Source organism: Rhodococcus sp. NPDC077669, assembly GCF_040686915.1.
Lineage (GTDB): Bacteria > Actinomycetota > Actinomycetes > Mycobacteriales > Mycobacteriaceae > Rhodococcoides > Rhodococcoides fascians.
Genome location: NZ_JBFBMD010000025.1, coordinates 1 through 22,853, shown reverse-complemented (window position 1 = coordinate 22,853; position 22,853 = coordinate 1). Strand labels below are relative to the sequence as shown.

Genomic DNA, 22,853 nt, shown 5'->3' with positions numbered 1-22,853 from the left:
GGATTTCTGCGATCAGCCCCAGCAATTCGCTTCGCCCCATGCGGTGTCCTGGGATTCGATTCCGGCAACAGGCTTGTCGGTGACCAGCTGAGAACCGGTGTCGTTGAAGCCACTGGGCTTGGTGCCGTCCTGGGCGAACTTGACCACAGCGTCGACGCCCTGCTCGGCCATCTTCGCCGGGAACTGCAGCACCGTCGCACCGATGATGCCCGACTTGACGTTCGCGATACCGGTGCAGCTACCGTCGATCGAGCCGATGGTGATCTGATCGGCGCGGCCTGCGGACTGAATCGCCTGGTAGGCACCCGCCGCGGCGGGCTCGTTGATCGTGTAGAGCGCATTGACACCCGGAGCGCGCTGCAGCAGGTTCTCCATGGCCGTCTGCGCCTTGGTCTGGTCGCCGTTGGTGTTCTCCTGGCCGACGATCTCGGGAGAGCTGTCGGTCAGGCCCATTCCTTCGAGGAAGCCGTCGTGACGGAACGTGTCGACGGTGCCGCCCGCGGTGCCGTCGAGCATGATGACCTGGGGTGCAGTGGTTCCCAACGTGCCCTTGACCCACTCGCCCTGGCTGACGCCTGCCGCCTTGTTGTCGGTCGCGAAGGTCGCGTCCACCGCGTCCTCGGGATCGGTGGCCGTGTCGAGGGCGATGACGACGACGCCTGCGTCGCGTGCCTTCTTGATCGCGTCGAGGACTCCGGTGGAGGAGTTCGGGGTGATCAGAATGCCTTTGACACCCTGGCCGACCAGGTTCTCGATCGCCGCGACCTGACCCTCGTTGTCACCGTCGAATGCACCTGCGAGAGCGACCAGTTCGGCTCCACTGGAGTCCGCCTTGGCCTGAGCTGCCTCGCGGAGCTTCACGAAGTACGGATTGGAATCCGTCTTGGTGATGAGTCCGACCTTGACGCTGTCCGAATCCGAACCGCTGCATGCAGTCAGTCCGAGTACGAGGGAACCGGCCATCAACGCGGTTCCGATCGTCAGCGTGGTCTTCCGACGGTGATTGAACATCTGGACTCCCTTGTCCTCGCTCCGCAGGTCGCGTCGCTCGATTGCAGGAGCGTACGACCAATACAAGCGCTTGCGCATGCGCTTTCGCGAAATAATTCCGAAAACTTTTCCGACCGGCCGGCGACGACTCGATTCAGCCCGATCAGCCCCAGTTCCCACAAACGCGCGCGCGTTTGCCATCCGCGCGCGGAATAGTGCCCGATCGCCCAGCTATTCCGCGCGCATCCAACGAATGCGCGCGCATTTGCGGAGCCGATCAGTCCCCGCTCCGGCCCCGCCGCCCCGGTCCTCGCCGCCCCGGTCCTCGCAAACGCGCGCGCGTTTGCCATCCGCGCGCGGAATAGTGCCCGATCGCCCAGCTATTCCGCGCGCATCCAGCGAATGCGCGCGCGTTTGCGGAGCCACGATCAGTCCCCGCCCCGGCCCCGCCGCTCCCGTTCTCGCAAACGCGCGCGCGTTTGCGGAGCCGATCAGTCGCCTCGCGTGCTCGACGAGTCCTCGTCCACCACCGAATTCGGCTCGTCGTACGTGACGGTGATGTCTTGGAATCCCTTGTTACGCTGCGCTTCTGCTTGACCGGTGTAGGAGTTCTTGTCACCCTCGGTGAGTTCGACGTTGTCGGTGAACGGCGTCAGCAGAGCCCGGGGATGCAGGTGGTCTACGCGCACGGCGTTGATCTCGATGCACAGCACGATCAGTACCGACGCGACGTACAGGAAACCGAGCAGACCGAGGACGATGGCGAAGATGCCGTTGCTTGCACTCGCGTTGCCCACGACGTAGCGGATGTAGATGCCGCCGAACGACTGCAGCGCCTGCCAGACGACCGCCGCGATCGCTGCGCCGGGGAGCACGTCTCGCACGCTCAGGTCCCGCGCGGTGCCGATTCGGAAGGCCGCGGTGAAGACGGCGGCGTTGACCACCACCGCTCCGACGAGTGCGAGCGCACCACCGGCGAACCCGAACACGCCCGAGGATGCGACGCCGTTCAGCACCGTCAGTCCGATGATCGCGGTGCCGACAGTGCTGAGCAGCAACAATCCGCGCAGCCGACCCTTGATGGGGTCCGGTTGCTCGTTGCGCGGCACCGACCACGCGGTGTTCATCGCGTACTGCACGGCCAGCGACACTCCGAGTCCGCCGTACAGCGACCCGACGACGCCGATGACGATGGCCGTGGTTCCGCCACTGAGGCGGTCCGGTTGACCGAGCTGGTCACCGATGACCGGGATCTGACTCATCGCCGAGTCGATGATGCGGGTCTGCAGCTCCGGGTCTCCGGCCAGCACGATTCCCAGCAGCGTGGTGAACAGCAGCAGAAGGGGAAACAGCGACAGGAACGAGTAGTAGGCGATCAATGCCGCGAGGTAGCCGCCCCGGTCGTCCATGAATTTGTAGAGCACCGCCAGCGGGAAACCTGCCGAGGGGTGCCTGCGCTGGAAGTTGTCCACCTTCGCGACCATCATCGGTCGAATGTAGCCAGCGACGAGCCTGCGGAAACGTCGACGCTCCGGCTTTCGGTGTGACCCAGCTCTCACGATCTGGACGTGCGCTTCGTCGGTCGAGCTCCGACCAACCCTTCGAGAACAACCCGAACCGAGAAAGGAACTCGCCATGAGCTTCATCGACAAGGCCAAGAACGCAGCAGAGGACGCCATCGGCAAGGCGAAGGAAGTTGTCGGCGACGCAACCAACAACAAGGACCTCGAGGCCGAGGGCAAGAAGGATCAGGGTTCGGCCGGCGTCAAAAAGGTCGGCGAGAACATCAAGGACACCTTCAAGTAACCAGCAGCCCCGGAAGGGTCGTCGATCGAATGATCGGCGGCCCTTCGTGCATCCCGCGATGATGCGCCGCGATACTCACCGGACCACCGCATCGCGAACCGTATAAAATCCATTGATCCGGCCTCGAGGTCGGGACAGGGCGTCCAGAAGCAGGCGCACGATCGAGGATCTCGCCGACGCGACGACGTCGACGGTCCACCGCGCGAGAGGATCGTGTGAATGACTGATTCACCGGCCGAGCAAGACACGTCTCGAACGTCCGAAGCACTGTCGCTCGCGCAGTTCGCTCGATCGCTGCGCGACACGCATCGGTCGATGCCGCAGACGTTGAGTGAGATTCTCCGAATGGCGATTCGGCTCATTCCGGGCGCAACCACCGGATGCATCACCACGGTGAACAAGGGTGAGCGCACTGTCGTCGCATCGACGGACCCGATCGCCGAGAAGCTGTGTCGGTTGCAGTACGAACTCGACGAAGGTCCGATTCCCACCGAGGTCCGTCACCTCGACGTCGTAGTGTCCTACGATCTGGCAACCGAACCGCGATGGCCGCAGTTCGCTGCGATGGCCATCGAGGCCGGTTTCAAGTCGCTCTCGGCCTTTCAGCTCTACAGCAACGCCGATGACCTCGGGGCCCTGGTGTTGTACAGCGACGTCACCGGAGCGTTCGACGCCGATGCGGTAGCGATCGGGGAGGCCTTGTCTGCGCATGCTGCCATCGCAATGCTCAGTGCCCGCGACACCGAGCAATTCCGGACCGGCTTGGCCAGCCGGGACATCATCGGCCAGGCAAAAGGCATGATCATGGAACGCTACGACCTCGACGCAGTACAGGCGTTCGACCTACTGGCGAAACTATCGCAGCAACAGAACCTTCCCCTGCACACCGTCGCTCGCGATCTCGTCGACGCCGACCACCCGACGAACTCGACGTTCTGACCCTGCCCGCGGTCAACGCCCTGGCTCCGGTTGGCAGTGCGGACACCACCATGTTCGACGTCGATCGGGGTCGTTCGGCACGTCGGCCTCGACACGAATGACGGTCGCGCACCGCAGACACGGCTTACCTGCTCGTCCGGCGACCCAGTGCGTCCGGCCGCGACGGGTGTCGCCGGTGGTGACCTGCATGGCCCCGGGGGTGCTCGCCGAATGCCGCATCGCCCGCTCGAGCAGAGTCACCAATTTCTCCGCGTCGACGCCTGCCGACGGAGCCCAGGGCCACAGTCCACGCAGAAAACACAGCTCGTTCGCCCATAGATTCCCGGGTCCCGCGATGACCCGCTGGTCCAGGAGGGTAGAGACGATCGGCCGAGACCCCTGCGCGAGGATGTTCGATGCCGCACGATCGGTGTCGAACTCGGCGTGTAATGGGTCCGGTCCCAGATGCGCGACCAGCGCATTCATCGAGGCCTTGTACCCGTAGTCGACGACCGGCAACAGGATTCCGTACGCGGCCGGCCCGTCCACCGCGGCCAGCCGCACGCGGACGTCGGGCTGCACCCGCCGCGGTATCGAGCGGCCGGCTCGCACCACCGTCCACGATCCCGTCATGCGGAGGTGGGTGTGCAGCGTGGTGTCGTCGTCGAAATCGGTGAACAGATGCTTGCCGTGCGTCCGGTGCGCGACGACGGTTCGCCCGGCGAGATTCTCGACGGCGTGTGCGGGCACGTTCAGTCGCCCTGCCCGTAACGTGACGCCGTCCAGCGCTCGCCGCAATCGCGCGGCGAGCGCATGGACGGTGTCACCTTCGGGCATGGTCTCCGAGTAGCCCGAGGACGGCACAACCAATCGGGCGAGCTGATGCTCCGACGGGGCTGAACCTCCGGACGTCCCCGAACTCGTAGCAGATTGCTACACTCGATCGGGCCACACCGAGAGCAGGAGCGCCCATGACGAACGTCGCCGATCGCGTCACACGTTTCTCGTCGGACCTCGTCGATGACGCCGCCGCAGAGGGCGAGCGCGAGAATCGCTCTGCCAGGCAACAATTGGAGCACTGGGCAAGAGTAGGCCGCGAGGTGTCGAGCCAGCGGGCGGTCGCACGCCGCCGCGTCGAGTCCGCACTCCTCGGTCGCACGCCCCTTGCCGAACTCACACCCGAGGAGGGTGTCGTGTTCAATGCCGAAGTTGCCGCAGCCATCGAGGAGTCGATGGCTACCGGACATCATCTCGAAGAACGCACCGCACAGGGACGCGTGTCGGTATTCCTCGACGAGCACGGACGGGTCGTCAAGCATCTTCCGGACGGTACACAGACAGTGCTGTGAAACGCCTCGATCTCGTCATCGGCCCCGATGGATCCGGCAAAACGACGTTCGTCGAGCAGCGCCTGCTTGCACTCCTCCCGCTCAGCCCCTTCGTCAACGCGGATGTCATCGCCAAGCAGAACTGGCCGCGTTCCCCGGAGGCACACTCCTACGAGGCAGCGAAGGTGGCCGCTCAGCTGCGCACGGCACTCGTGGACGCCGGCGAATCGTTCATCGCCGAGACTGTGTTCTCACATCCCTCGAAACTCGAATTCGCTACCGCCGCAAAACAAACAGGCTATGTGATCGTGGTCCACGCGATCATGGTTCCGGTCGAACTGTCGATTGCCCGCGTCGCAGTGCGGGTCGAGGAGGGTAGGCACCACGTACCCGAGGTCAAGATCCGCGAGAGGTACGCGAGACTGGGGCCACTGGTCGCGAAGGCCATCGAACTGGCCGACCACGCGACCGTGTACGACAACTCGGCCCCGGACAGGACCCGCATCGCCGCGCGATACGTCGACGGCGACGTCGTCGGCGATACCCACTGGCCGCCTTGGACACCGGCGGCGCTCACGCGCCGCCGGTGAGAGTCGGACTTATCGTCAGTGCGCGGGCCGCCTGACGTATCCGACCATGAAGTCGACCGCCAGGAAGGCGACCAGGCTCAGCCCCAACAAGGGCAGGAACCAGCCGACGGCCACGGCAGCCGTGGCGAGGAGCACCGCGGAGATCGGCGAGATGCGGCGCAGTCCCCCACGCAGAGGCGGCCGGCCTGCGGTGAGTCCAGCGCTCTTCGTGGGGCGACGCTTCCACCACATCATGTAGCCGCGCATGATGACCGATGCCAAGGCGAGTGAAAGCCCAACCAGGGCAATCTGATTGGCCACACCGAACAGCGTGCCCATGTGCAACTGAATTCCCCAGGCCGCCAGCTTGGCTGCCACCGGCCAGTCGGCGAAGTACTGGGTGTCGATCACCGCGCCGGTGCTGCCGTCGATCGAGATCGAGTTGTTCGACATCACCCAGGGCTGACGGGTTTCGGCGACGACGAACGCCACGTCGTCCGACGCCGGGATCGACGCCTCCACCGCTCCGTCGATGCCGTTCGCTGCGGCAGTATCGATTACCGAATCGATGCGGCCGACATTGCTGTCTGTCGCCGACGCATCGGCCGACATGTCCATCGAATGCCCACCGTGGCCCGAGTGATCCCCCGAGTGATCCCCCATGGTCGCCGTGTCGGAGGAACCGATGGTCGTGGCGACGGCAGGGGTCGTCCAGCTCAGCGCCGCGCGGAGGTCGGTGACGTTCGCGCCCGCGTAGGTGGACCACGTGAGTCCGGTGGCGGAGAGGAAGATCAGACCTACAGCGATCCAGACACCGGCTACGCCATGCCAGTTCAAGGATCGGTTGCGGCCCTTCGATTCACGATCGAAGGTGAGCAGTGTCGCCCGGTCTCGGTTGCGTCGGTAGCGATCGATCCACAGGTACAGGCCGCCGAGCGCGATCACCCACAACCAGGATGCGGCCAGTTCGCTGTAGATCCGGCCCGGTTCACCGAGGTGCAGGTGTCGGTGCAGTTCGGAGATCCACGTTCTGACCGGCAAGGCGCTCGAGGAGCCGTAGACGGCAAGTTCACCCACCGGTGACGCCGTGGCTGGATCGACGAAGACGGCCAGTCGTCGCGATTCGCCGAGGGTCGGGTCGGTGAACAGCACTCGGGTGGTGTCGCCGATGTCGGCAGCGGGTCGCACGGCCGACACGGTCAGATCCGGCCTCTCGGCCTGAGCGGCTCGGATCTGTTGGGCGACCGGGACAGCCGGTCCGGTGGAGTCGACGTGCAGATAGTCGCGGTAGACGAGTTGTTCGATGGTCGGGGCGACGGCGTAGAGGCCGCCGCTCACGGTGGCGATCAGGATGAACGGTGCGATGAGTATGCCCGCGTAGAAGTGCAGACGAAGAATCAGCGGACGCCAGCTGCGAGGGCCGGCCGAACGGGTGGGCGGGGAAGGATCGGCGACGCGTTCCTTTTCCGGTGTGGACATGAGAGCTCGTTTCGTGAGGGCAGGGGTGGGCGCGCGCCGTGGGCACGGGTCGACTCGACGTCGAGCGAATCGTGCTGTGCGCGTGAAGAAATTGCCGCAGCTCTGCTCGCCCCCGCGGTGCAGGAGCGGTCGTGATGGGAGGCTGCGGTCAGTACGACACGGCAGGCGGTCCGCGGTTCCCGGAGCCCGAGAGATCGAGGAGCCGGTGGACGCCGGGTGTGCGATACAGCGGAAGCGGGGCGGCACTCTGCGAGTCGTCGACGACGAGAATTGCCAGTATCGGGAGTATTCGACGAACAACGGTGGCTGCGTGCGAGATCCCACGCTCGGCCCCGTGCACGATCACCGCGCCGACGACGATCGCGATCGCGTGGGCCGCAAGCATCTGCTGTGTCAGCACCGAACCGTGGTGATCGCCGTCGACGATCGTCAGCAGCACGTGTCCGATCGTCTGCGCAGCGGCCAGCGTCGCCATCAGCTGCAGGCGAGGCGCGATGACGATCGGCACGGCGGCGGCAGCGTAACCGAGTCCCGCGCACACCAGAGCCAACAGGACGAACGCGGCGTCGGAGGGAAACATACCGCCGCCGACCGCGTGCGCGGTGGCGGTGATCGTTGCCGTCAGAGCGCCGACGGCAGACCCGCGCAGGGCTGCGGATCCGTCCGGGGTCGCGGGCACGAACAGCAGACTACTACCCGTTTCGGTAGACACAGTGACGTCTTGCTTCTGTCGCATGGTTTGTACGCGAAAACCGATCCAGCGGTCTTTTTCAGGTCCGTTATGGTGATCGCGGGTATCACGCCACGTTCAGAGAGGATTGCCGTGCCGGACAGTTCGGATGTGGCTCAGGCCCGTGTGTTCGCCAACATGCTCGCGGCCGAAATTGCGTCGACATCGAGCCGAATCGAGGTCTCCGAGAACTACGCCCACAAGGCCTTCAGGGTGGGCGACCCCCGCAGCGCGAAGTGGCACACCGACGAGGCCCGCGCTCAGAAGCAGGCGCTGTACGAATTGCACCGCCAACTGGACGCACTGCACAGCCGCTTCCAGATCTCGAATGGTGAACCCGAACCCGTGTGCTGACGTCGGCTCGGTGTGTGAGGGCGCCTGGTCCGGGGTACCGCGACAAGATGGTTTTCGACAAGACAGACAACGGCTCGGGGGCCGAAAGCGAAGGACAACGAACGATCACGATCGGGTTGGTGGCCGACGAGGGATTCGCGTCGACGATAGCGGCCGCCATCGAACAGGAACTTCCGCCCACCATCACGATCGACGGAACCGATGCCCGACTGGACACGGCCCGGCCCGCAGTCACGCTGCCTCCCACCGAGGCAGGTTCTGCGCCGTTGGGTCAGTGGCTGGAGGCCATTCAGGCCACCAACACATTCGACCTGGTGCTCTGCATCTCCGAGGTTCCGCGACGCGTCGGGGCCAGCCCCGTCGTCGCCGAATTGCGTGACGGTTCGACCGGTGCTTTGTACGTACCCTCGTTCGGCACCATAGGAGTACGGCGTCGCGCTGTGGCGGTGGCCATCGCCATCGTGCACGATCTCCTCCGCAGCGATACTGCCTCGCGGCCACACCTGCGACGGTCGATGTCCAAGTGGGCTCCGGGCCCCGACCCCGACGGTGGCGGCGAGCGAATCCTGCTCACTCCCGGCATGTTCGGCCGAACACGCATGATCATGGGCATGATTCGCTGCAATCGGCCGTGGCGTCTCGTCCCCGCACTGTCGAGCGTGCTCGCGGCCGCGAGCGCCGCGTCGGCGTTCGGTGTGTTCTACGCGAGCATCTGGCAGATGGCGGCCTCGATGACACCTGCCCGGCTCACACTGATCGGCGTCGCCGCCATCGTGGCCATCACGGTGTGGCTGATCTTTCCGCACGGCCTCTGGGAGCACCGACGGTTCCGCTCCTCGACCACCGATCGCTGGATATACAACTCTGCCACTCTCGGCACCGTCGTGGCCGGCGTGCTGTGTATGTATGCCGTTCTGTTCGCGGTCGTGTTGCTCTCTGCTGCCGTGGTGATCTCGCCCGAGTTCCTCACCGCTCAGATCGGGCGAGAAGCAAATACGGCGGACTACCTGTCACTGGCCTGGTTGGCGGCGTCGTTGGGCACGGTCGCTGGAGCAGTGGGCTCGTCGGTGTCCGATCGCAGCGACATCCTCAACGCTACGTACGGCCACCGAGAAATGCTCCGGCGCCAGCACAGCGCAGAACGGTCACGCGCGGAAAAAGCCGGGTCCGAAGAATTCAGCAAAGCCCAGCCCTAGGCCGGGTCACCGGGGTGCCGTCGCGACGACGGAGAGCACAGGACCTGTTGGCCGAAATGTAGCGTGCGATCTCGCGGGAGTAGCCAATTCGTCGCGTGTGCTTTCGGGCCGATCCCGGACAGAATCGAGATCGCACGGCCGAATCAGCAGTAATGCAACCAAAGGAGCCCGACAGTGCCCACTCTGGAACGCGACGTCGCTATCGTCGGGGCCGGCCCTTCCGGCCTGGCCGCAGCAACCGAGCTCCGCAAAGCAGGATTGTCCGTCGCCGTGCTGGAAGCGCGTGACCGCGTCGGAGGACGTACCTGGACGAACACCATCGACGGTGCGAGCCTCGAAATCGGCGGTCAGTGGGTCTCACCCGATCAGGAATCTCTCATCGCGCTGATCGGTGAGCTCGGCCTCGAGACGTTCGACCGATACCGCGAGGGCGAGTCCGTCTACATCTCCGCCGCGGGCGAGCGCACCCGTTACTCGGGTGACTCGTTCCCCGTCGACGAGACGACCGAGAAAGAGATGGACCGACTCGTCGCACTGCTCGACGACTTGGCCGCCCAGGTCGGCCCCGAGGAGCCGTGGGCGCACCCGCTGGCGCGTGAACTGGACACGATCTCGTTCGAGCAGTGGCTGATTCGTGAGTCCGACGATGCCGAGGCACGAGGAAACATCGGCATGTTCATCGCCGGTGGCATGCTCACCAAACCTGCGCACGCGTTCTCGGCACTGCAAGCAGTCTTGATGGCCGCATCGGCGGGATCGTTCTCGCACTTGGTAGACGAGAACTTCATCCTCGACAAGCGCGTCGTCGGTGGCATGCAGCAGGTGTCGATCCGCATGGCGGCCGCCCTCGGCGACGACGTCATCCTCGCCGCGCCGGTGCGAACGGTGCGGTGGAACTCCGACGGCGCAACAGTATTCGCCGACGGCGACATCGAGGTACACGCCAAGCGGGTCGTTCTCGCCGTTCCGCCGAACCTGTACTTGCGTATCTCCTACGACCCGCCACTCCCGCGTCGCCAGCATCAGATGCACCAGCATCAGTCCCTCGGACTGGTGATCAAAGTCCATGCCGTCTACGACACCCCGTTCTGGCGCGAGGACGGGCTGTCGGGGACCGGCTTCGGTGCCTCCGAGATCGTGCAGGAGGTGTACGACAACACCAACCATCAGGACAGCCGCGGAACACTGGTCGGCTTCGTGTCCGACGCCAAGGCAGACGCGATGTTCGAGCTCGACGAGCAGGAGCGCCGCGCGAAGATCCTCGAATCGATCGCACATTACCTGGGGCCCAAGGCAACCGAGCCGGTCGTCTACTACGAGTCGGACTGGGGTTCGGAAGAATGGACCCGTGGTGCGTACGCGGCCAGCTTCGATCTGGGGGGTCTGCACCGCTACGGCAAGGACAGCCGCACCCCCGTCGGCCCGATTCACTTCTCCTGCTCCGACATCGCCGCGGAGGGCTACCAACACGTCGACGGCGCAATCCGCATGGGTCACCGCACCGCCGCGGACATCGTGTCGACAATCGGCCACGACATGCCCGCCGCTGCGCGTGGGAGGCAGTGATGCAGTGGCGGATGCCAGCGGAAGGCGCTCGGCACGAACGGACGTGGATGGCCTATCCGTGCGAGGGGTATTCGCTCGGTGACACGCCCGAGGAGCACCACGAGGCTCGCACCACGTGGGCCGAGGTCGCGCGAGCCGTCGCACGATTCGAGCCGGTCACCGTCGTCGTCGACCCCGCCGAAAGTGCCGTCGCACGCACGTATCTGACTTTCGAGAGCGCTTTCCCCATCGACATCCTCGAGGCACCGTTGAACGACGCCTGGATGCGCGACATCGGGCCCACGTTCGTGCTGTCCGAGGACGGCCGTGTCGGCGGCGTCGACTGGGTGTTCAACGGCTGGGGCGCGCAGGACTGGGCGCGCTGGGACAAGGACTCGAAGATCGGCGCGCTCGTCGTCGAGAAGTCCGGTGCCGAGATGATCGATTCACCGATCGTCAACGAGGGCGGCGGTATTCAGGTGGACGGACTGGGAACGGTTCTCGTCACCGAGACGGTACAACTCGATCCCGGTCGCAATCCCACGCTGTCGAAGGCCGATGTCGAGGCCGAACTTGCCCGCACGATCGGCGCCACCACGGTGATCTGGCTTCCTCGTGGACTCACCCGTGACGCGGACGAGTTCGGAACCCGAGGCCACGTCGACATCGTCGCTGCCATCCCCTCGCCCGGCGTCGTTCTGGTGCACGACCAACGCAATCCCGAACACCCCGATCACGACATCAGCAAGGCCGTGTTCGAGATCTTCGAGAACAGCACAGACGCACGCGGTGAGAAATGGACCATCGTGAAAGTTCCGGCACCGGAGATTCTCCGCGACGAGGAGGGCTTCGTCGATTACAGCTACATCAACCACTACGTCGTCAACGACGGTGTGATCGCCTGCAGCTACGGCGATCCCGCGGACGAAGAGGCTGCTGCCATTCTGTCGGCGGCATACCCGGGCCGCACCGTCGTCACCGTCGACGCTCGGCCACTCTTCGCCCGCGGGGGCGGAATTCACTGCATCACACAGAACCGGCCACAGGCTCAGACGGACTGAGTGGACGCGGGGCAGGTGCCGAGTCGTGATTCCACGCAGATCGGTGTGATTACCCGATCTCGTGGTACCCCTGGAGTATGAGTGAATTCGCGACGGGACCGGTAGCTGCGTCCGACAACCCGCCTTCATCGGTCCCATCGTCATGGGGACTGGAGTCAACGTTGGTGGACGACGTTCCCGGCTTCACGGTGCCGTGGCAGGGCGCACCTGCACCGGATCCGCGGGTGCTGATCCTCAACGAGAACCTCGCCAGGTCACTGGGGCTCGACCCGTCGATGCTGCGCTCCGAGCAGGGCGCAGGCGTGTTGTCCGGGGCTCTCGCACCGGCCGATTCGACCCCCTCGGCGATGGCGTACGCCGGTCATCAGTTCGGCGGATTCGTGCCGTTGCTGGGCGACGGTCGAGCACTACTTGTGGGCGAGCTGCACGACGAACACGGCCGACGAGTCGATCTGCATCTCAAGGGCTCCGGTGCCACGCCGTTCTCCCGCGGCGGAGACGGGCGCGCGGTGGTGAGTGCGATGCTGCGCGAGTACCTGATCAGCGAGGCCATGCGGGCTCTGCACATCCCGACCACTCGGTCGTTGGCCGTCGTCACGACGGGTGAGCAGGTGGTTCGAGAGGCAGGTCCGCAGCCCGGCGCAGTGCTGGCTCGGGTTGCCTCGAGCCACCTGCGCGTAGGTACCTTCGAGTTCGCGGCCCGCCGCGAGGGCCTCGCACACAGCCTGGCCGACTACGCCATCGCGCGTCATTATCCCGAGCTTGCCGAACTCCCGGCAGAGGGCGCGGAGAGTCGATACCTCGCATTCTTCGAGGCCGTCGTCGACAAGCAAGCGCAGTTGGTGGCGCAGTGGATGTCCGTCGGCTTCGTGCACGGCGTCATGAACACCGACAACACGACGATCTCCGGTGAGACGATCGACTACGGGCCGTGCGCGTTCATCGACGCCTACGATCCTGCAACGGTCTTCAGCTCGATCGATCACGGCGGCCGCTACGCGTACGGCAACCAACCCGCCGTCCTGGGTTGGAACCTGGCACGATTCGGCGAAACACTACTGCCGCTGGTCGATTCGGTTCCGGACCGCGCCATCAGCGCGCTGACGACGGTGTTGGACTCCTACGGTGATCGCTACCGACAGCACTACGAGAACCTGATGGCCGCCAAGCTCGGCCTCGATGCGATCGAACCGGACGGCAGTCTCCTCGACGAACTGCACGTGCTTCTGCGGGATCATCGTGCCGACTGGACCCTGACCTTCCGCGCGTTGGCGGAAAATCTGCGGGGCAACGACGCAGATTTTGCGTCACTCGTACCGCACGAGGCAGCTGCACCGTGGCTCGAACGATGGCGCGCAGCGGTGCTCGAGCGGGGCCACGACCTCCGGTCCGTCTCGGACGCCATGGACCGAGTGAACCCCGCGTACATTCCTCGAAACCACATGGTCGACGCGGCGCTGGCGGCAGCGACCGAGGGCGACCTCGCGCCCTTCGACCGCTTGTTGTCGGTCGTGACGAATCCGTTCGACGGTCGGGATGAGCTGTCGCAGTACGCCGGACCCGCGCCCGTCGACTTCAGCGCAGGGTTCCGAACGTTCTGCGGGACGTAGTCAGCTGACCGCAGCAGTTGCGACGCGATATTCGCGTCGCAACTGCTGTGCGGCACAGGGAGTTCGGGCCTACTTCTCGTCGGGATCCAGGGCGTCCTTGATCTTCCCCATGACGCCCTTCTCGGTACCCAGTGCGGCCGACGCGGGATCTCCCTTGGCCCCGTCGTACGTCGCGTACAACTTCGGATCGGGTGCAGGCGCGGATGCCTTCCCGCCCAGAGGCTGCGGATCGGCGAGGAACCCCATCTGCCGTTTGCCGTCGGGCGCAAGCCGATTCGCCCAGCCACCGGTCGAGGAGAACTCACCGTCCGAGAGGTGCCACAGATCGGTTGCGTGCTCGGATGCCTCCTCGTCGAGAAGTGCACTCGGTGCTACGACGTCCTCGAGTCCGTCGGCTTGCAGCTCTTCGATGGCAGCGAGCCACAGGTTCTGATGGTGCGTATCGCGAGCGAGATTGAACTGCAGCATGGCCTTGACGCCCGGGTCGTCGGTCATGTTGTACAGACGCGCGGTCTGCAGCCGCCCCTGCGCCTCGGCGGCAACGTTCGCACGAAAATCTGCGAGCAGGTTGCCACTGGCGATGATGTACCGACCGTTCCACGGATAGCCGTTGGAATCCGCCGGGAGCGCACCGCCGCCGGACACGATCGCCTGCTGCGGGTCCATGCCGCCCATCACTGCCGCTACCACGGGATCGGTAGCAGCGGCTTTGGTCGACTCGGTGGCCGGTGCACCTTCGAGCAGACGAGCGACCATGGTGGCCAGCATCTCCACGTGACCCATTTCTTCGGTCGCGATGTCCATGATCAGGTCCTTGTACTTGCCCTCCATGCGACAGTTCCAGCCTTGGAACAGATACTGCATGGTCACGGTCATCTCGCCGAATGCACCACCGATGAGCTCCTGAAGCTTGTGTGCGTACACAGGATCCGGCTTCTCGGGCTTGGCATCGAATTGTAGGTAGTCGGTGTGTCGGAACATAGGGACTCCAGTTCGGGTCGAAGTTCGAGCAGGTGACTCGATCCGGCTACCCGCCGAAATTCGCAGCAAACACATTGCACTGCAAGGGTTTAGAACTCGATACACAGGCCGGGACCGCGACTTCTTCACGCCTCGACGACGGACACCGGCGGAACATCCGGGTACACACGGCTTTCCGCAGCACCGTCCGCACGAGGGCCGCGGTGCTATCGACCTACAGGTAAGTCCCCTGCAGTGCGTCCACTGCAGCGACTCGAGGTCGCGAAGGCGTCGTCGCCGCGCCGACGACCCGACCGAGCGAGCCGGCACGCTCGACGTGCACACGTTCGCTGAGCCGTCGCACATTACGGTCGGCAGCGGAGGAGGCCAGGACGACGGTGAGGCGAAACCCACGGCACAACAGCCGATGGGCCGCGTCGACGATGTACGTGGTTGCGGCATCACCGATCTCGGTGACACCGACCAGGTCGACCACCATCGGTCGGTAGGCGAGCACGGACCCCGCCAGGCAGTCTGCCAACAGGCGGGTATTGCCGGGGATCTCGAGTGCGCCCTGCACCGAGACGACGATGGGGCCGTCGTCTCCGCGGTCGACGGACATCGAAAACGACGAGGATTCGGGAATCATGGGCATTGACCTCCACAGATCGAAGACTGTGGCAGGGGAAGATCGTGGTTCGTACCGCAGTCGATTCTGCGGGCGTGGTCTCCACCCAATCACTGTGTAGGATACCCCGACTCGGGCCTGGATGCGACCACCCCTGCGTTCGGCGGGGCCGCGGGCGTGCGCTCGGGACAGGTGCGAATGCACCCGCGAGGCTCTGTATATTATGACCCCGTTCGGTCGAGTCGGGGCCGGGAGTTGACGAGTGGCTGCCTGCTGTCCATGCGGGGGCCCGACCGAAACGAGCCCACCAGATGAGTGACTTTTCCATCGAAGACGACCGTCTTCACGACGCACCGGACGCCTCGGGTTCGGCGTTCGCCCGGATCGGGCAATACATCCAAGCGTTGCGCCGAATCAAGGGGAAGATCCTGACCGGTGCCGACGTCGATGCCGTTCTTCAAGCCGTGTGCTCCGAGGTCGCAGCCGTGGTTCCCGACGCGGATCTCGTCGGCATCACCATGCTCGACGACACCGGCCGACCGCGAACCGTGGCGTCCACCGACCCCGCTGTGCACGACATCGATTCCGACCAGTATCGCGCTGGTCAAGGCCCCTGCCTGCACGCCATCCGCAGCGGACGTATGGTTCGCGCACAGGCGCACGAGGCAGTAGCTCGCTGGCCTCGCTTCGCTGCCGCAGTGGCCGATCTGGGCGTCCACAGCTATTTGTCGGCCCCGCTGACGCCCGACGAGCACCGCCACGGGTCGCTGAACATCTACGGGACGGGTGCCGACGGCTTCGACCCACTCGACGAGGTCTCGGTGGCCCTGCTCGCCACCTCGATCGAGACCGTCATCGCGATCACCGAGCGCGCCCGGTCGGCCGAACGAGAAATCACCGGCCTGCGGACAGCGATGAAAACGAGAGCTGACATCGACCAGGCGAAAGGAATCATCATGGCGATGCGCGGAATCTCCGCCGACGACGCGTTCGCCCTGCTGTCCGAGCAGTCGCAGAACAGAAACATCAAGGTCAGCGAGATTGCGTCGGCGATGATCGAGTCGGTTGCCGAACATTCGAACTCTCGAACCGGCCTGCACGAAGAAACGAACAGTGGGTATGATTCGGACAGCGTGGTGTAGCCCCTGCCCGCAGTCGACAGCGCCGCTCGCACCGGGTTCGCCTCGGTTCTGCAATCCTTGCCGGTCTCGGTTACGCCGCAGTGCGCTGTTCGACGGACATGCCACTGCACAGGGTAAGGACGGTGACCCCCTATGAAACACAACGAGTTGCTCGGGCTCGGCATCGCCAGCGAACACCATGACAACGCAATTGTTCTGCGGGTCAACGGAGAAGTGGATCTCGCGACCGCGTCCGATCTCGCCCACCACATCGAACAAGCGGTCACGGCAGCGCCGGCAGCCGTGATCGTCGATCTTTCGGGGGTGTCCTTCCTGGCCTCCGTCGGCATGAGCGTGCTTCTCGCAGCTCGCCGAAAGGCATGCTGCTCAACCTCGTTGGTGGTGGTCGCATCCGGGCCGACCACGGGGCGGCCGATGCATCTGGTCGGACTCGATGCTGCGATTCCGATTTTCACCGATATCGATTCGGCCCTCGAGTCCGTCGGTTCGTCGCTGACGAAGTCCGTAACCGGAGCATCGGGCTCGTCCGAGTCCGGTGCCGGGTGTCCAGAGTGTGCGACCGGCACGTCGACCGCGGATGTACACACTGCGTGAACCGGTCCGATTTCCACCGCCTACCCGTCGAGATCGCACTAGTCTTGGTCGATGACGACGGGTGACGAGGACGAGGACGAGGACGAGGACCACCGTGCGTGGAACGACAAAGCGCGCAACGAAACTCCCACTCAGCAGTTGGATCGCAATTGGTCGTCGTTGCTACAGGAACTCCGTGTCGTACAGACCGGTGTACAACTTCTGACCGGGTTCTTGATGACCTTGCCGTTCCAGGCCCGCTTCGACGGGCTGTCCACGGCCGGCCACGTGGTCTATCTGACGACGGTGTCGGCGTCGATGCTTGCGACGATCCTGTTGGTGGCTCCCGTCAGCATGCACCGACTCCTGTTCCGGCAGCGTGCAATAGGGGTCATAGTGCGCGTCGGCAACATACTCGCCATCAGCGGTCTCGCCATGTTGGGAGTGACACTGGTGGGTGCTGCCGCCCTGACGTTCGAGATAGTGCTCGGTGTGCGCGCCGCAGCCCCCGCGGCCGCTGTCGTGGCGTCGACGGCCGTCGCGTTCTGGTTCCTACTGCCCCGGATCCACCGCCGTCGATAACGTCTCGTCGACGGTGCCTCAGGGCCGGCAGTCGACGGCCGTGCGCCACCACCGATCGTCCGGCCCCACCGGCATGGCGCGCTTGTGCCGGGTCTTGTCGAACCAGCGCTCGATGGTGTCCACCGCATCGTCGTCGACGGGTCCGCCCTGCAGGTATGCGTCGATCTGTGCGTAGGTGACGCCGAGTGCTTGTTCGTCCGGGAGCGCGGGACGGTCGTCCTCCAGGTCTGCTGTCGGCACTTTGCGCCACGTCGATTCCGGTGCGTTCAGGTGCCGCAAGAGCTGCGCACCTTGGCTTTTGGTGAGACCGCTCAGCGGAGTGACGTCCGCGCCTCCGTCACCGTATTTGGTGAAGAAGCCCGTCACCGCCTCGGCCGCGTGATCGGTACCCACCACCAGAAGATTCTCCTGGCCGGCGATCGTGTACTGCGCGATCATGCGTTCGCGCGCCTTGATGTTGCCCCGTACGAAGTCCGCGATACGCGGAGTATCCAGCGCCGAGGCGGCCGAGCGCGCCGAGGCGTCGACGGCGTCGCGGATATCGACAGTGACCGTCCGGTCCGGCTCGATGAAGTCGAGTGCGACGACGGCGTCGGCTTCGTCCGCCTGAGTTCCGTACGGCAGACGCACCGCGACGAATGTGGCCTGGTTACCGAGTTCCGCGGCCTCGCGAACGGCCAGCCGAGCGAGCTTTCCGGCCAGGGTGCTGTCCTGTCCCCCGCTGATGCCGAGCACGAAACCCGCTGTGCCACTGACCCTCAAATAATCGGCGAGGAAACCGACCCGGCGGCGGATTTCCTCGTCGGGATCGATCGACGGCCGAACACCCAGCTCGTGCTGAATACGGCTTCGGATACTGGAATCGGTACTCATACTGCGCTCCGATCTCGTTGACGAACAGTTGTCTGCACTCCCCCGGCGTCAGCTACCCGTGGGCCCGTTTCCGCGCGTGGCGCAGCAGGGTATCGAGGGAAAACGCCATGGTCCGGGCCAGAACTTCTTCCGGTTCACCGTCGAAGTGCTTGCATTCGGTGCTCACGTCGCCACGGTCGTACACCGCTGCCCACACCGTCCCCGGTGGTTGGTCTTCCTGGCTCTGCGGCCCGGCTTCGCCGGTGACGGCGATCGTCAGATGTGCGCCGACCAGCGACGCCGTCGATCGAGCCATCGCCGTCGCGGCCTGTTCGCTGACGACCGGGCCGTCGGGGACCTCGAGCAGAGTGTGCTTCACGCTCTCGTGGTACGCGACGATTCCGCCGCGGTACCACTGCCCCGAGGACGGTGCCTTGCCGAGCATGGCCGCGAGATTTCCGGCGGTCAGCGATTCGGCGGTGCCGATCGCGATGTCGTACGTCTGTGCCAGGTCGGCAATCTTCCTACCGAGGAGGCGTCGGCCTCGGTCGGTAGACGCTGTTCTGCATCGGTGTCCATCACACACTCTCCGTACCTGATTCGTCGAAGGTGTTCGCCGGATTGTTTCAGCGACTGGTTCTGTGGGCGCGGGGCCGGAGGCTGCAGGGGTTGAACCTCCGGCCCCTGGCTCGACCGCACGGCCCGGGCGCGTACGCCGAGCTGTGTATCGACTTCCACGCACGACGGCAGTCCAAACACGGGGCTTACGACCGATATTCGGGTCCTTATCGCAGATACCGGACCCTTGGCACGTGTTCGCGAGCAGTGCTAATTTCGGATCGACAGTCAGTTCCAGGAGGTGTGTTATGCCGAATCGACGTATCTCTGCGGGGGCAGAGCGACCGGTAGCGTTCTACTCCGACACAGACCGCGCCATGATCGACTTCGCCCTGAGATGGGTCAACCACGGAGGCGGACCGGACGACGAAATCCGGTCCGCCTTCGCGATGTCGACTCAGGACTACTACCGCACCGTGCTGGAGATCCTCGACCGCGACCCCGGCAGCGTGTTCGGCGAGTTCGGCCTCAGCCCTGTCATGGTGACGCGAATCAAAGCCATTGCCAGAAGGCGCATCTGGCTCACCCGGTGATCGGCTCCGCGCTACCGGATGTCGAATCGATCGTTGTCTGCCAGCTTCGCCCACGCGGCCACGAAGTCGTCGACGAACTTGCCACCGTTGTCGGCCTGGGCGTACACCTCCGACAGCGCTCGCAGTTGTGAATGGGACCCGAACACCAGGTCGATCGATGTCGCTGTCCACTTCTGGCTGCCGGAGCCACGATCCGTGCCGACGTAGGTGCCGTCCTCACTCGTCGCCCATTCGGTGTCGGAGTCGAGCAGATTGACGAAGAAATCGTTGCTCAGAACTCCGGGGCGATCGGTGAACACTCCATGGCTCGAACCACCGTGGTTGGCCCCCAAGGCTCGAAGACCGCCGAGAAGAACTGTCATCTCGGGCGCAGTCAGATTCAGCATGTAGGCGCGATCGAGGAACAACACCTGCTCGGGAGTGCTCTCCCCTGCAGCCACGTAGTTGCGGAACCCGTCGGCTCGTGGCTCGAGTACCGAGAACGATTCGACGTCGGTCTGCTCCTGCGTCGCGTCGGTGCGACCCGGCCGGAACGGGACGGTCACCTCGTAACCGGCGTCGCGTGCGGCCTTCTCGACGGCCGCATTGCCGGCCAGCACGATGACGTCGGCGAGCGAGACCTTCTTGTCACCGGCCGCTGAGCCCTCGAACTTTTCGCGTATACCGTCCAAGATTGCGAGCACCTCGCGGAGGACCTCGGGTTCGTTTGCCTCCCAACTCTTCTGTGGCTCGAGCCGAACCCGAGCGCCGTTGGCACCGCCGCGGTAATCGGTGACTCGGAAGCTGCTGACCGACGACCACGCGACACCGATGAGCTGAGCGATCGTCGAGCCCGAGCCGAGGATCGCCGACTTCAACGCAGATGCGTCCGCCTCGTCGATCAGGTCACCGTGCGGCGATGGAACCGGGTCCTGCCACAGCTGAGGTTCGGGAACCCACGGCCCGAGGTACCGGGACACCGGTCCCATATCGCGGTGCAGCAACTTGTACCACGCCTTGGCGAACGCGAGCGAGAGCTTCTCGGGGTGATCCAACCACCTCCGAGTGATCTTCTCGTACGCCGGATCTGCCCGCATGGAGATGTCGGTGACGAGCATCGTGGGGGCACGGCCCGGACCGCCGAACGGATCGGGAATCGTGCCCGCACCGGCACCGTCCTTGGCAGTGAACTGCCACGCGCCGGCGGGGCTCTTCGTGAGCTCCCACTCGTATCCGTAGAGATTCTTCAGGTAGCCGTTACCCCACTGCGTCGGAGTCTCCGTCCAGACCACCTCGAGCCCGCTGGTGATCTGGTCCTCGGCCTTGCCCTTGCCGTAACCGTTCTTCCAGCCGAGGCCCTGCTGTTCGATGGGGGCACCCTCGGGTTCCGGCCCGATCTTGTCGGCCGGTCCGGCTCCGTGTGTCTTACCGAAGCTGTGTCCACCGACGATGAGTGCCGCCGTCTCCTCGTCGTTCATCGCCATCCGCGCGAAGGTTTCCCGGATGTCGTGGGCCGCGGCCACCGGATCCGGCTCTCCCTCGGGGCCTTCGGGATTGACGTAGATCAAGCCCATGGTGGTGGCACCGAGGGGCTTGGAGAGCTCCCGTTCGCCGGAGTATCGCTTGTCGGTGCCCAGCCACTGATCCTCGGGACCCCAGAAGACCTCTTCCGGTTCCCAGATGTCCTCCCGACCGAAGCCGAATCCGAACGTCTCGAACCCCATGGACTCGAGCGCCGCGTTACCGGCGAACACCAGCAGATCGGCCCACGAAATCTTGTTGCCGTACTTCTGCTTGACCGGCCACAGCAACCGACGCGCCTTGTCCAGGTTGGCGTTGTCCGGCCAACTGTTCAGTGGCGCAAAGCGTTGCGCGCCCTGACCCCCACCGCCTCGTCCGTCGAACGTGCGGTAGGTGCCGGCGGCGTGCCAGCTCATACGAATGAAGAGTCCGCCGTAGTGGCCGTAGTCGGCCGGCCACCAATCTTTCGAAGTGGTCATCACCGAGATGACGTCGGCTTTGAGCTCGTCCACGTCGAGCTTCTCGAATTCCGCTTTGTAGTCCAGCTTTTCGCCGAACGGGTTCGATTTGGAGGTATGCGCATGCAGGATGGACAGGTCCATCTGCTCCGGCCACCAGTCCTTGTTCGTCAGCGGTGCGTGCGCCTTGGGCTTCGGCGACTCGATGACCGGATTCTCGCTCTCGCTGGTGCTGGCGGTCTCGGTGGCGGAGTGGGGTGGGCGTGCGTCGGAGGTCACGAATTGTCCTTTCCGATGGGCATTGTGGATGGACGATCGCGGGCTGCGATCGATCGGTCGGATGCACAACTGGGGCACGTTCCCCAGTAGGTCACCTCGGCCTCGTCGAGGACGAAACCGTGATCTCGGGCGGGTCGTGCACACGGTGGCTCACCGGTGGCGCAGTCGGCGTCGACGATGAAACCACAGGAACGGCAGACGATGTGGTGATGATTGTCTGCCACTCTGGTTTCGTAACGTGCCGAGTGACCCGCGAGACGGATACGACGAACCAAACCCGATGCAGTCAACGCATCGAGCACGTCGTACACGGCCTGCTTCGAGACCGTGGGCAGGGTGGCGCGCGCCAGTCGCAAGATGGTGTCGGTATCGGAATGCGGTTGTGCATCAACGATATCGAGAACCAACTCTCGGGGACGCGTCACCCTCAGTCCGGCGTCACGAAGCATGCTGGCGGAAGTGCTTGCCATGGCTTTCACGATAACCACCTTCGGTCGCATCGTCGATCGTTTCCTGGAATCGGTCGATTGTCGCGGCGCGGGCACGGCCGCCTGCAGACGAGGCCGGCCACCGCGATCAACCCGCGTCCCGTGCCACCGGCGAGTTCCACTCGGCAGTAGTGAAACGGGCTGCGTGAGCAGCGACGGCGGCTGCGTCTGCATTGCGCGAGAAGATCCGGCGTTGGCGTTGCGCGCCGTTCCCGAGGTGCGTCAACCGTTCGAGAGAAGTCTGCACGCAGCGGAGGTCGCCTGTGCTGGTCAGCGCCGGTTCCACGTAGCGGACGAGCGATCGGAGCAGACTCGATGCCGACACCGGTTTCCCGGTGCTCGGATCCACTCCGACGCCGGTCAATCCATCCATGCGGGCACGGTGGTATGCCGCTGCGAGATGATTCTCGGCCACGACGAGTGCCGGCTCGCCGCGGTCGATGGACCGAAGGGCCGTGACGACGAGACCGCGGATCAGTGCAGCGGACAACACCACCTCCTCGGCGACGGCAGGTACGTCGCCGACCCGCACCTCGACCGTCGGCTGGTGGGAGCTAGGTGTTCTTCTCGGGGACGTTGTGGACGGTCAGTCGCTCGATGGGTGACTTGCCGCCGATGCCTGTGTGGGGTCGGTGGTGATTGTAGTGATGGATC

General features: G+C 64.8%; 25 protein-coding genes. 13 read left to right on the top strand and 12 right to left on the bottom strand.

Annotated features, from left to right (window positions below; all coding sequences use genetic code 11):
* Positions 1-12: 12 nt before the first annotated feature.
* Together AB0P23_RS21240 and AB0P23_RS21235 are read right to left on the bottom strand one after the other, a co-directional pair.
* Positions 13-1,011: a substrate-binding domain-containing protein gene (locus tag AB0P23_RS21240; RefSeq protein WP_027495727.1), complete on the bottom strand. Its 999-nt coding sequence runs from the start codon at positions 1,009-1,011 to the stop codon at positions 13-15.
* Between the two features lie 470 nt (positions 1,012-1,481).
* Positions 1,482-2,474: a YhjD/YihY/BrkB family envelope integrity protein gene (locus tag AB0P23_RS21235; RefSeq protein WP_027495725.1), complete on the bottom strand. Its 993-nt coding sequence runs from the start codon at positions 2,472-2,474 to the stop codon at positions 1,482-1,484.
* Positions 2,475-2,625: 151 nt separating this feature from the next.
* Between AB0P23_RS21235 and AB0P23_RS21230 the strand changes: the two genes are divergently transcribed.
* Positions 2,626-2,796, top strand: coding sequence for a CsbD family protein (locus AB0P23_RS21230; RefSeq protein ID WP_027495724.1), 171 nt, complete (start codon positions 2,626-2,628; stop codon positions 2,794-2,796).
* Between the two features lie 219 nt (positions 2,797-3,015).
* Positions 3,016-3,735 carry a GAF and ANTAR domain-containing protein gene (locus AB0P23_RS21225; RefSeq protein WP_032374855.1) on the top strand — a complete coding sequence of 240 codons (720 nt, stop codon included), beginning with the start codon at positions 3,016-3,018 and terminating at the stop codon, positions 3,733-3,735.
* 12 nt (positions 3,736-3,747) lie between these two features.
* On the opposite strand, the gene AB0P23_RS21220 is transcribed toward AB0P23_RS21225, so the two are convergent.
* The gene (locus AB0P23_RS21220; RefSeq protein WP_032399285.1) at positions 3,748-4,551 is read right to left on the bottom strand and encodes a DNA-formamidopyrimidine glycosylase family protein; all 804 of its coding nucleotides are present in this window, start codon (positions 4,549-4,551) and stop codon (positions 3,748-3,750) included.
* A 134-nt stretch (positions 4,552-4,685) separates the two neighbouring features.
* Between AB0P23_RS21220 and AB0P23_RS21215 the strand changes: the two genes are divergently transcribed.
* Together AB0P23_RS21215 and AB0P23_RS21210 are read left to right on the top strand one after the other, a co-directional pair.
* The gene (locus AB0P23_RS21215) at positions 4,686-5,063 is read left to right on the top strand and encodes a hypothetical protein (protein WP_032369138.1); all 378 of its coding nucleotides are present in this window, start codon (positions 4,686-4,688) and stop codon (positions 5,061-5,063) included.
* Positions 5,060-5,632: a zeta toxin family protein gene (locus tag AB0P23_RS21210; RefSeq protein WP_032399254.1), complete on the top strand. Its 573-nt coding sequence runs from the start codon at positions 5,060-5,062 to the stop codon at positions 5,630-5,632. Before AB0P23_RS21215 ends, AB0P23_RS21210 begins: the two co-directional genes overlap by 4 nt.
* Before the next feature lie 15 nt (positions 5,633-5,647).
* Here the strand turns inward: AB0P23_RS21210 and AB0P23_RS21205 are convergent, their stop codons facing one another.
* Both AB0P23_RS21205 and AB0P23_RS21200 read right to left on the bottom strand, forming a co-directional pair.
* Entirely contained in the window at positions 5,648-7,090 is a 1,443-nt protein-coding gene (locus AB0P23_RS21205; RefSeq protein WP_032399253.1) for a PepSY domain-containing protein, read from the bottom strand.
* A gap of 148 nt (positions 7,091-7,238) precedes the next feature.
* Complete coding sequence (locus AB0P23_RS21200; protein WP_155288565.1) at positions 7,239-7,769, bottom strand: hypothetical protein; 531 nt, start codon at positions 7,767-7,769, stop codon at positions 7,239-7,241.
* Positions 7,770-7,913: 144 nt separating this feature from the next.
* On the opposite strand from AB0P23_RS21200, the gene AB0P23_RS21195 reads away from it, so the two are divergent.
* The 5 genes from AB0P23_RS21195 to AB0P23_RS21175 all read left to right on the top strand — a co-directional run bounded on the left by AB0P23_RS21195 (position 7,914) and on the right by AB0P23_RS21175 (position 13,586).
* On the top strand, positions 7,914-8,174 hold the full coding sequence (locus tag AB0P23_RS21195) for a hypothetical protein (protein ID WP_155288564.1): 261 nt from the start codon (positions 7,914-7,916) through the stop codon (positions 8,172-8,174).
* 47 nt (positions 8,175-8,221) lie between these two features.
* Positions 8,222-9,370: a hypothetical protein gene (locus tag AB0P23_RS21190; RefSeq protein ID WP_052061275.1), complete on the top strand. Its 1,149-nt coding sequence runs from the start codon at positions 8,222-8,224 to the stop codon at positions 9,368-9,370.
* A 174-nt stretch (positions 9,371-9,544) separates the two neighbouring features.
* Positions 9,545-10,936 (top strand): NAD(P)/FAD-dependent oxidoreductase, encoded by a 1,392-nt coding sequence (locus tag AB0P23_RS21185; RefSeq protein ID WP_045842082.1) that lies wholly within the window; start codon positions 9,545-9,547, stop codon positions 10,934-10,936.
* Positions 10,936-11,976, top strand: a complete 1,041-nt coding sequence (locus AB0P23_RS21180; protein WP_206498813.1) for an agmatine deiminase family protein — start codon at positions 10,936-10,938, stop codon at positions 11,974-11,976. The genes AB0P23_RS21185 and AB0P23_RS21180 overlap by 1 nt, the downstream gene beginning before the upstream one ends.
* A gap of 77 nt (positions 11,977-12,053) precedes the next feature.
* Positions 12,054-13,586: a protein adenylyltransferase SelO gene (locus AB0P23_RS21175; RefSeq protein ID WP_363799224.1), complete on the top strand. Its 1,533-nt coding sequence runs from the start codon at positions 12,054-12,056 to the stop codon at positions 13,584-13,586.
* A gap of 69 nt (positions 13,587-13,655) precedes the next feature.
* Here the strand turns inward: AB0P23_RS21175 and AB0P23_RS21170 are convergent, their stop codons facing one another.
* Entirely contained in the window at positions 13,656-14,567 is a 912-nt protein-coding gene (locus AB0P23_RS21170; RefSeq protein WP_032369153.1) for a manganese catalase family protein, read from the bottom strand.
* A gap of 214 nt (positions 14,568-14,781) precedes the next feature.
* Positions 14,782-15,195 carry a hypothetical protein gene (locus AB0P23_RS21165; protein WP_032399250.1) on the bottom strand — a complete coding sequence of 138 codons (414 nt, stop codon included), beginning with the start codon at positions 15,193-15,195 and terminating at the stop codon, positions 14,782-14,784.
* 290 nt (positions 15,196-15,485) lie between these two features.
* Between AB0P23_RS21165 and AB0P23_RS21160 the strand changes: the two genes are divergently transcribed.
* From AB0P23_RS21160 to AB0P23_RS21150, 3 genes are all read left to right on the top strand, one after another.
* On the top strand, positions 15,486-16,316 hold the full coding sequence (locus AB0P23_RS21160; protein WP_052061267.1) for a GAF and ANTAR domain-containing protein: 831 nt from the start codon (positions 15,486-15,488) through the stop codon (positions 16,314-16,316).
* 132 nt (positions 16,317-16,448) lie between these two features.
* Positions 16,449-16,910, top strand: a complete 462-nt coding sequence (locus AB0P23_RS21155) for an STAS domain-containing protein (protein WP_206498810.1) — start codon at positions 16,449-16,451, stop codon at positions 16,908-16,910.
* A gap of 51 nt (positions 16,911-16,961) precedes the next feature.
* A complete protein-coding gene (locus tag AB0P23_RS21150; RefSeq protein ID WP_283551100.1) occupies positions 16,962-17,471 on the top strand; it encodes a DUF6328 family protein in 510 nt (169 codons plus the stop codon).
* 18 nt (positions 17,472-17,489) lie between these two features.
* Here the strand turns inward: AB0P23_RS21150 and nadE are convergent, their stop codons facing one another.
* Together nadE and AB0P23_RS21140 are read right to left on the bottom strand one after the other, a co-directional pair.
* On the bottom strand, positions 17,490-18,344 hold the full coding sequence (gene nadE, locus AB0P23_RS21145) for an ammonia-dependent NAD(+) synthetase (RefSeq protein ID WP_032399248.1): 855 nt from the start codon (positions 18,342-18,344) through the stop codon (positions 17,490-17,492).
* Positions 18,345-18,396: 52 nt separating this feature from the next.
* Entirely contained in the window at positions 18,397-18,909 is a 513-nt protein-coding gene (locus tag AB0P23_RS21140; protein WP_363799219.1) for a CinA family protein, read from the bottom strand.
* A gap of 280 nt (positions 18,910-19,189) precedes the next feature.
* Between AB0P23_RS21140 and AB0P23_RS21135 the strand changes: the two genes are divergently transcribed.
* Positions 19,190-19,474 (top strand): DUF3263 domain-containing protein, encoded by a 285-nt coding sequence (locus AB0P23_RS21135; RefSeq protein WP_052061266.1) that lies wholly within the window; start codon positions 19,190-19,192, stop codon positions 19,472-19,474.
* 11 nt (positions 19,475-19,485) lie between these two features.
* Here the strand turns inward: AB0P23_RS21135 and katG are convergent, their stop codons facing one another.
* The 3 genes from katG to AB0P23_RS21120 all read right to left on the bottom strand — a co-directional run bounded on the left by katG (position 19,486) and on the right by AB0P23_RS21120 (position 22,731).
* Positions 19,486-21,711 carry a catalase/peroxidase HPI gene (katG, locus tag AB0P23_RS21130; protein ID WP_363799217.1) on the bottom strand — a complete coding sequence of 742 codons (2,226 nt, stop codon included), beginning with the start codon at positions 21,709-21,711 and terminating at the stop codon, positions 19,486-19,488.
* Positions 21,708-22,181, bottom strand: a complete 474-nt coding sequence (locus AB0P23_RS21125; RefSeq protein ID WP_045842162.1) for a Fur family transcriptional regulator — start codon at positions 22,179-22,181, stop codon at positions 21,708-21,710. The genes katG and AB0P23_RS21125 overlap by 4 nt, the downstream gene beginning before the upstream one ends.
* Positions 22,182-22,287: 106 nt before the next feature.
* Positions 22,288-22,731 (bottom strand): hypothetical protein, encoded by a 444-nt coding sequence (locus AB0P23_RS21120; protein ID WP_363799214.1) that lies wholly within the window; start codon positions 22,729-22,731, stop codon positions 22,288-22,290.
* Positions 22,732-22,853 lie beyond the last annotated feature (122 nt).

Excerpts from the sequence above, each read along its gene's own strand:
- AB0P23_RS21240 (WP_027495727.1), bottom strand. The coding sequence starts at position 1,011 with ATGTTCAATCACCGTCGGAAGACCACGCTGACGATCGGAACCGCGTTG.
- AB0P23_RS21235 (WP_027495725.1), bottom strand. The coding sequence starts at position 2,474 with ATGGTCGCGAAGGTGGACAACTTCCAGCGCAGGCACCCCTCGGCAGGT.
- AB0P23_RS21230 (WP_027495724.1), top strand. The coding sequence starts at position 2,626 with ATGAGCTTCATCGACAAGGCCAAGAACGCAGCAGAGGACGCCATCGGC.
- AB0P23_RS21225 (WP_032374855.1), top strand. The coding sequence starts at position 3,016 with ATGACTGATTCACCGGCCGAGCAAGACACGTCTCGAACGTCCGAAGCA.
- AB0P23_RS21220 (WP_032399285.1), bottom strand. The coding sequence starts at position 4,551 with ATGCCCGAAGGTGACACCGTCCATGCGCTCGCCGCGCGATTGCGGCGA.
- AB0P23_RS21215 (WP_032369138.1), top strand. The coding sequence starts at position 4,686 with ATGACGAACGTCGCCGATCGCGTCACACGTTTCTCGTCGGACCTCGTC.
- AB0P23_RS21205 (WP_032399253.1), bottom strand. The coding sequence starts at position 7,090 with ATGTCCACACCGGAAAAGGAACGCGTCGCCGATCCTTCCCCGCCCACC.
- AB0P23_RS21190 (WP_052061275.1), top strand. The coding sequence starts at position 8,222 with ATGGTTTTCGACAAGACAGACAACGGCTCGGGGGCCGAAAGCGAAGGA.
- AB0P23_RS21180 (WP_206498813.1), top strand. The coding sequence starts at position 10,936 with ATGCAGTGGCGGATGCCAGCGGAAGGCGCTCGGCACGAACGGACGTGG.
- AB0P23_RS21175 (WP_363799224.1), top strand. The coding sequence starts at position 12,054 with ATGAGTGAATTCGCGACGGGACCGGTAGCTGCGTCCGACAACCCGCCT.
- AB0P23_RS21170 (WP_032369153.1), bottom strand. The coding sequence starts at position 14,567 with ATGTTCCGACACACCGACTACCTACAATTCGATGCCAAGCCCGAGAAG.
- AB0P23_RS21165 (WP_032399250.1), bottom strand. The coding sequence starts at position 15,195 with ATGATTCCCGAATCCTCGTCGTTTTCGATGTCCGTCGACCGCGGAGAC.
- AB0P23_RS21160 (WP_052061267.1), top strand. The coding sequence starts at position 15,486 with ATGAGTGACTTTTCCATCGAAGACGACCGTCTTCACGACGCACCGGAC.
- AB0P23_RS21155 (WP_206498810.1), top strand. The coding sequence starts at position 16,449 with ATGAAACACAACGAGTTGCTCGGGCTCGGCATCGCCAGCGAACACCAT.
- AB0P23_RS21150 (WP_283551100.1), top strand. The coding sequence starts at position 16,962 with ATGACGACGGGTGACGAGGACGAGGACGAGGACGAGGACCACCGTGCG.
- nadE (WP_032399248.1), bottom strand. The coding sequence starts at position 18,344 with ATGAGTACCGATTCCAGTATCCGAAGCCGTATTCAGCACGAGCTGGGT.
- AB0P23_RS21135 (WP_052061266.1), top strand. The coding sequence starts at position 19,190 with ATGCCGAATCGACGTATCTCTGCGGGGGCAGAGCGACCGGTAGCGTTC.
- AB0P23_RS21125 (WP_045842162.1), bottom strand. The coding sequence starts at position 22,181 with ATGGCAAGCACTTCCGCCAGCATGCTTCGTGACGCCGGACTGAGGGTG.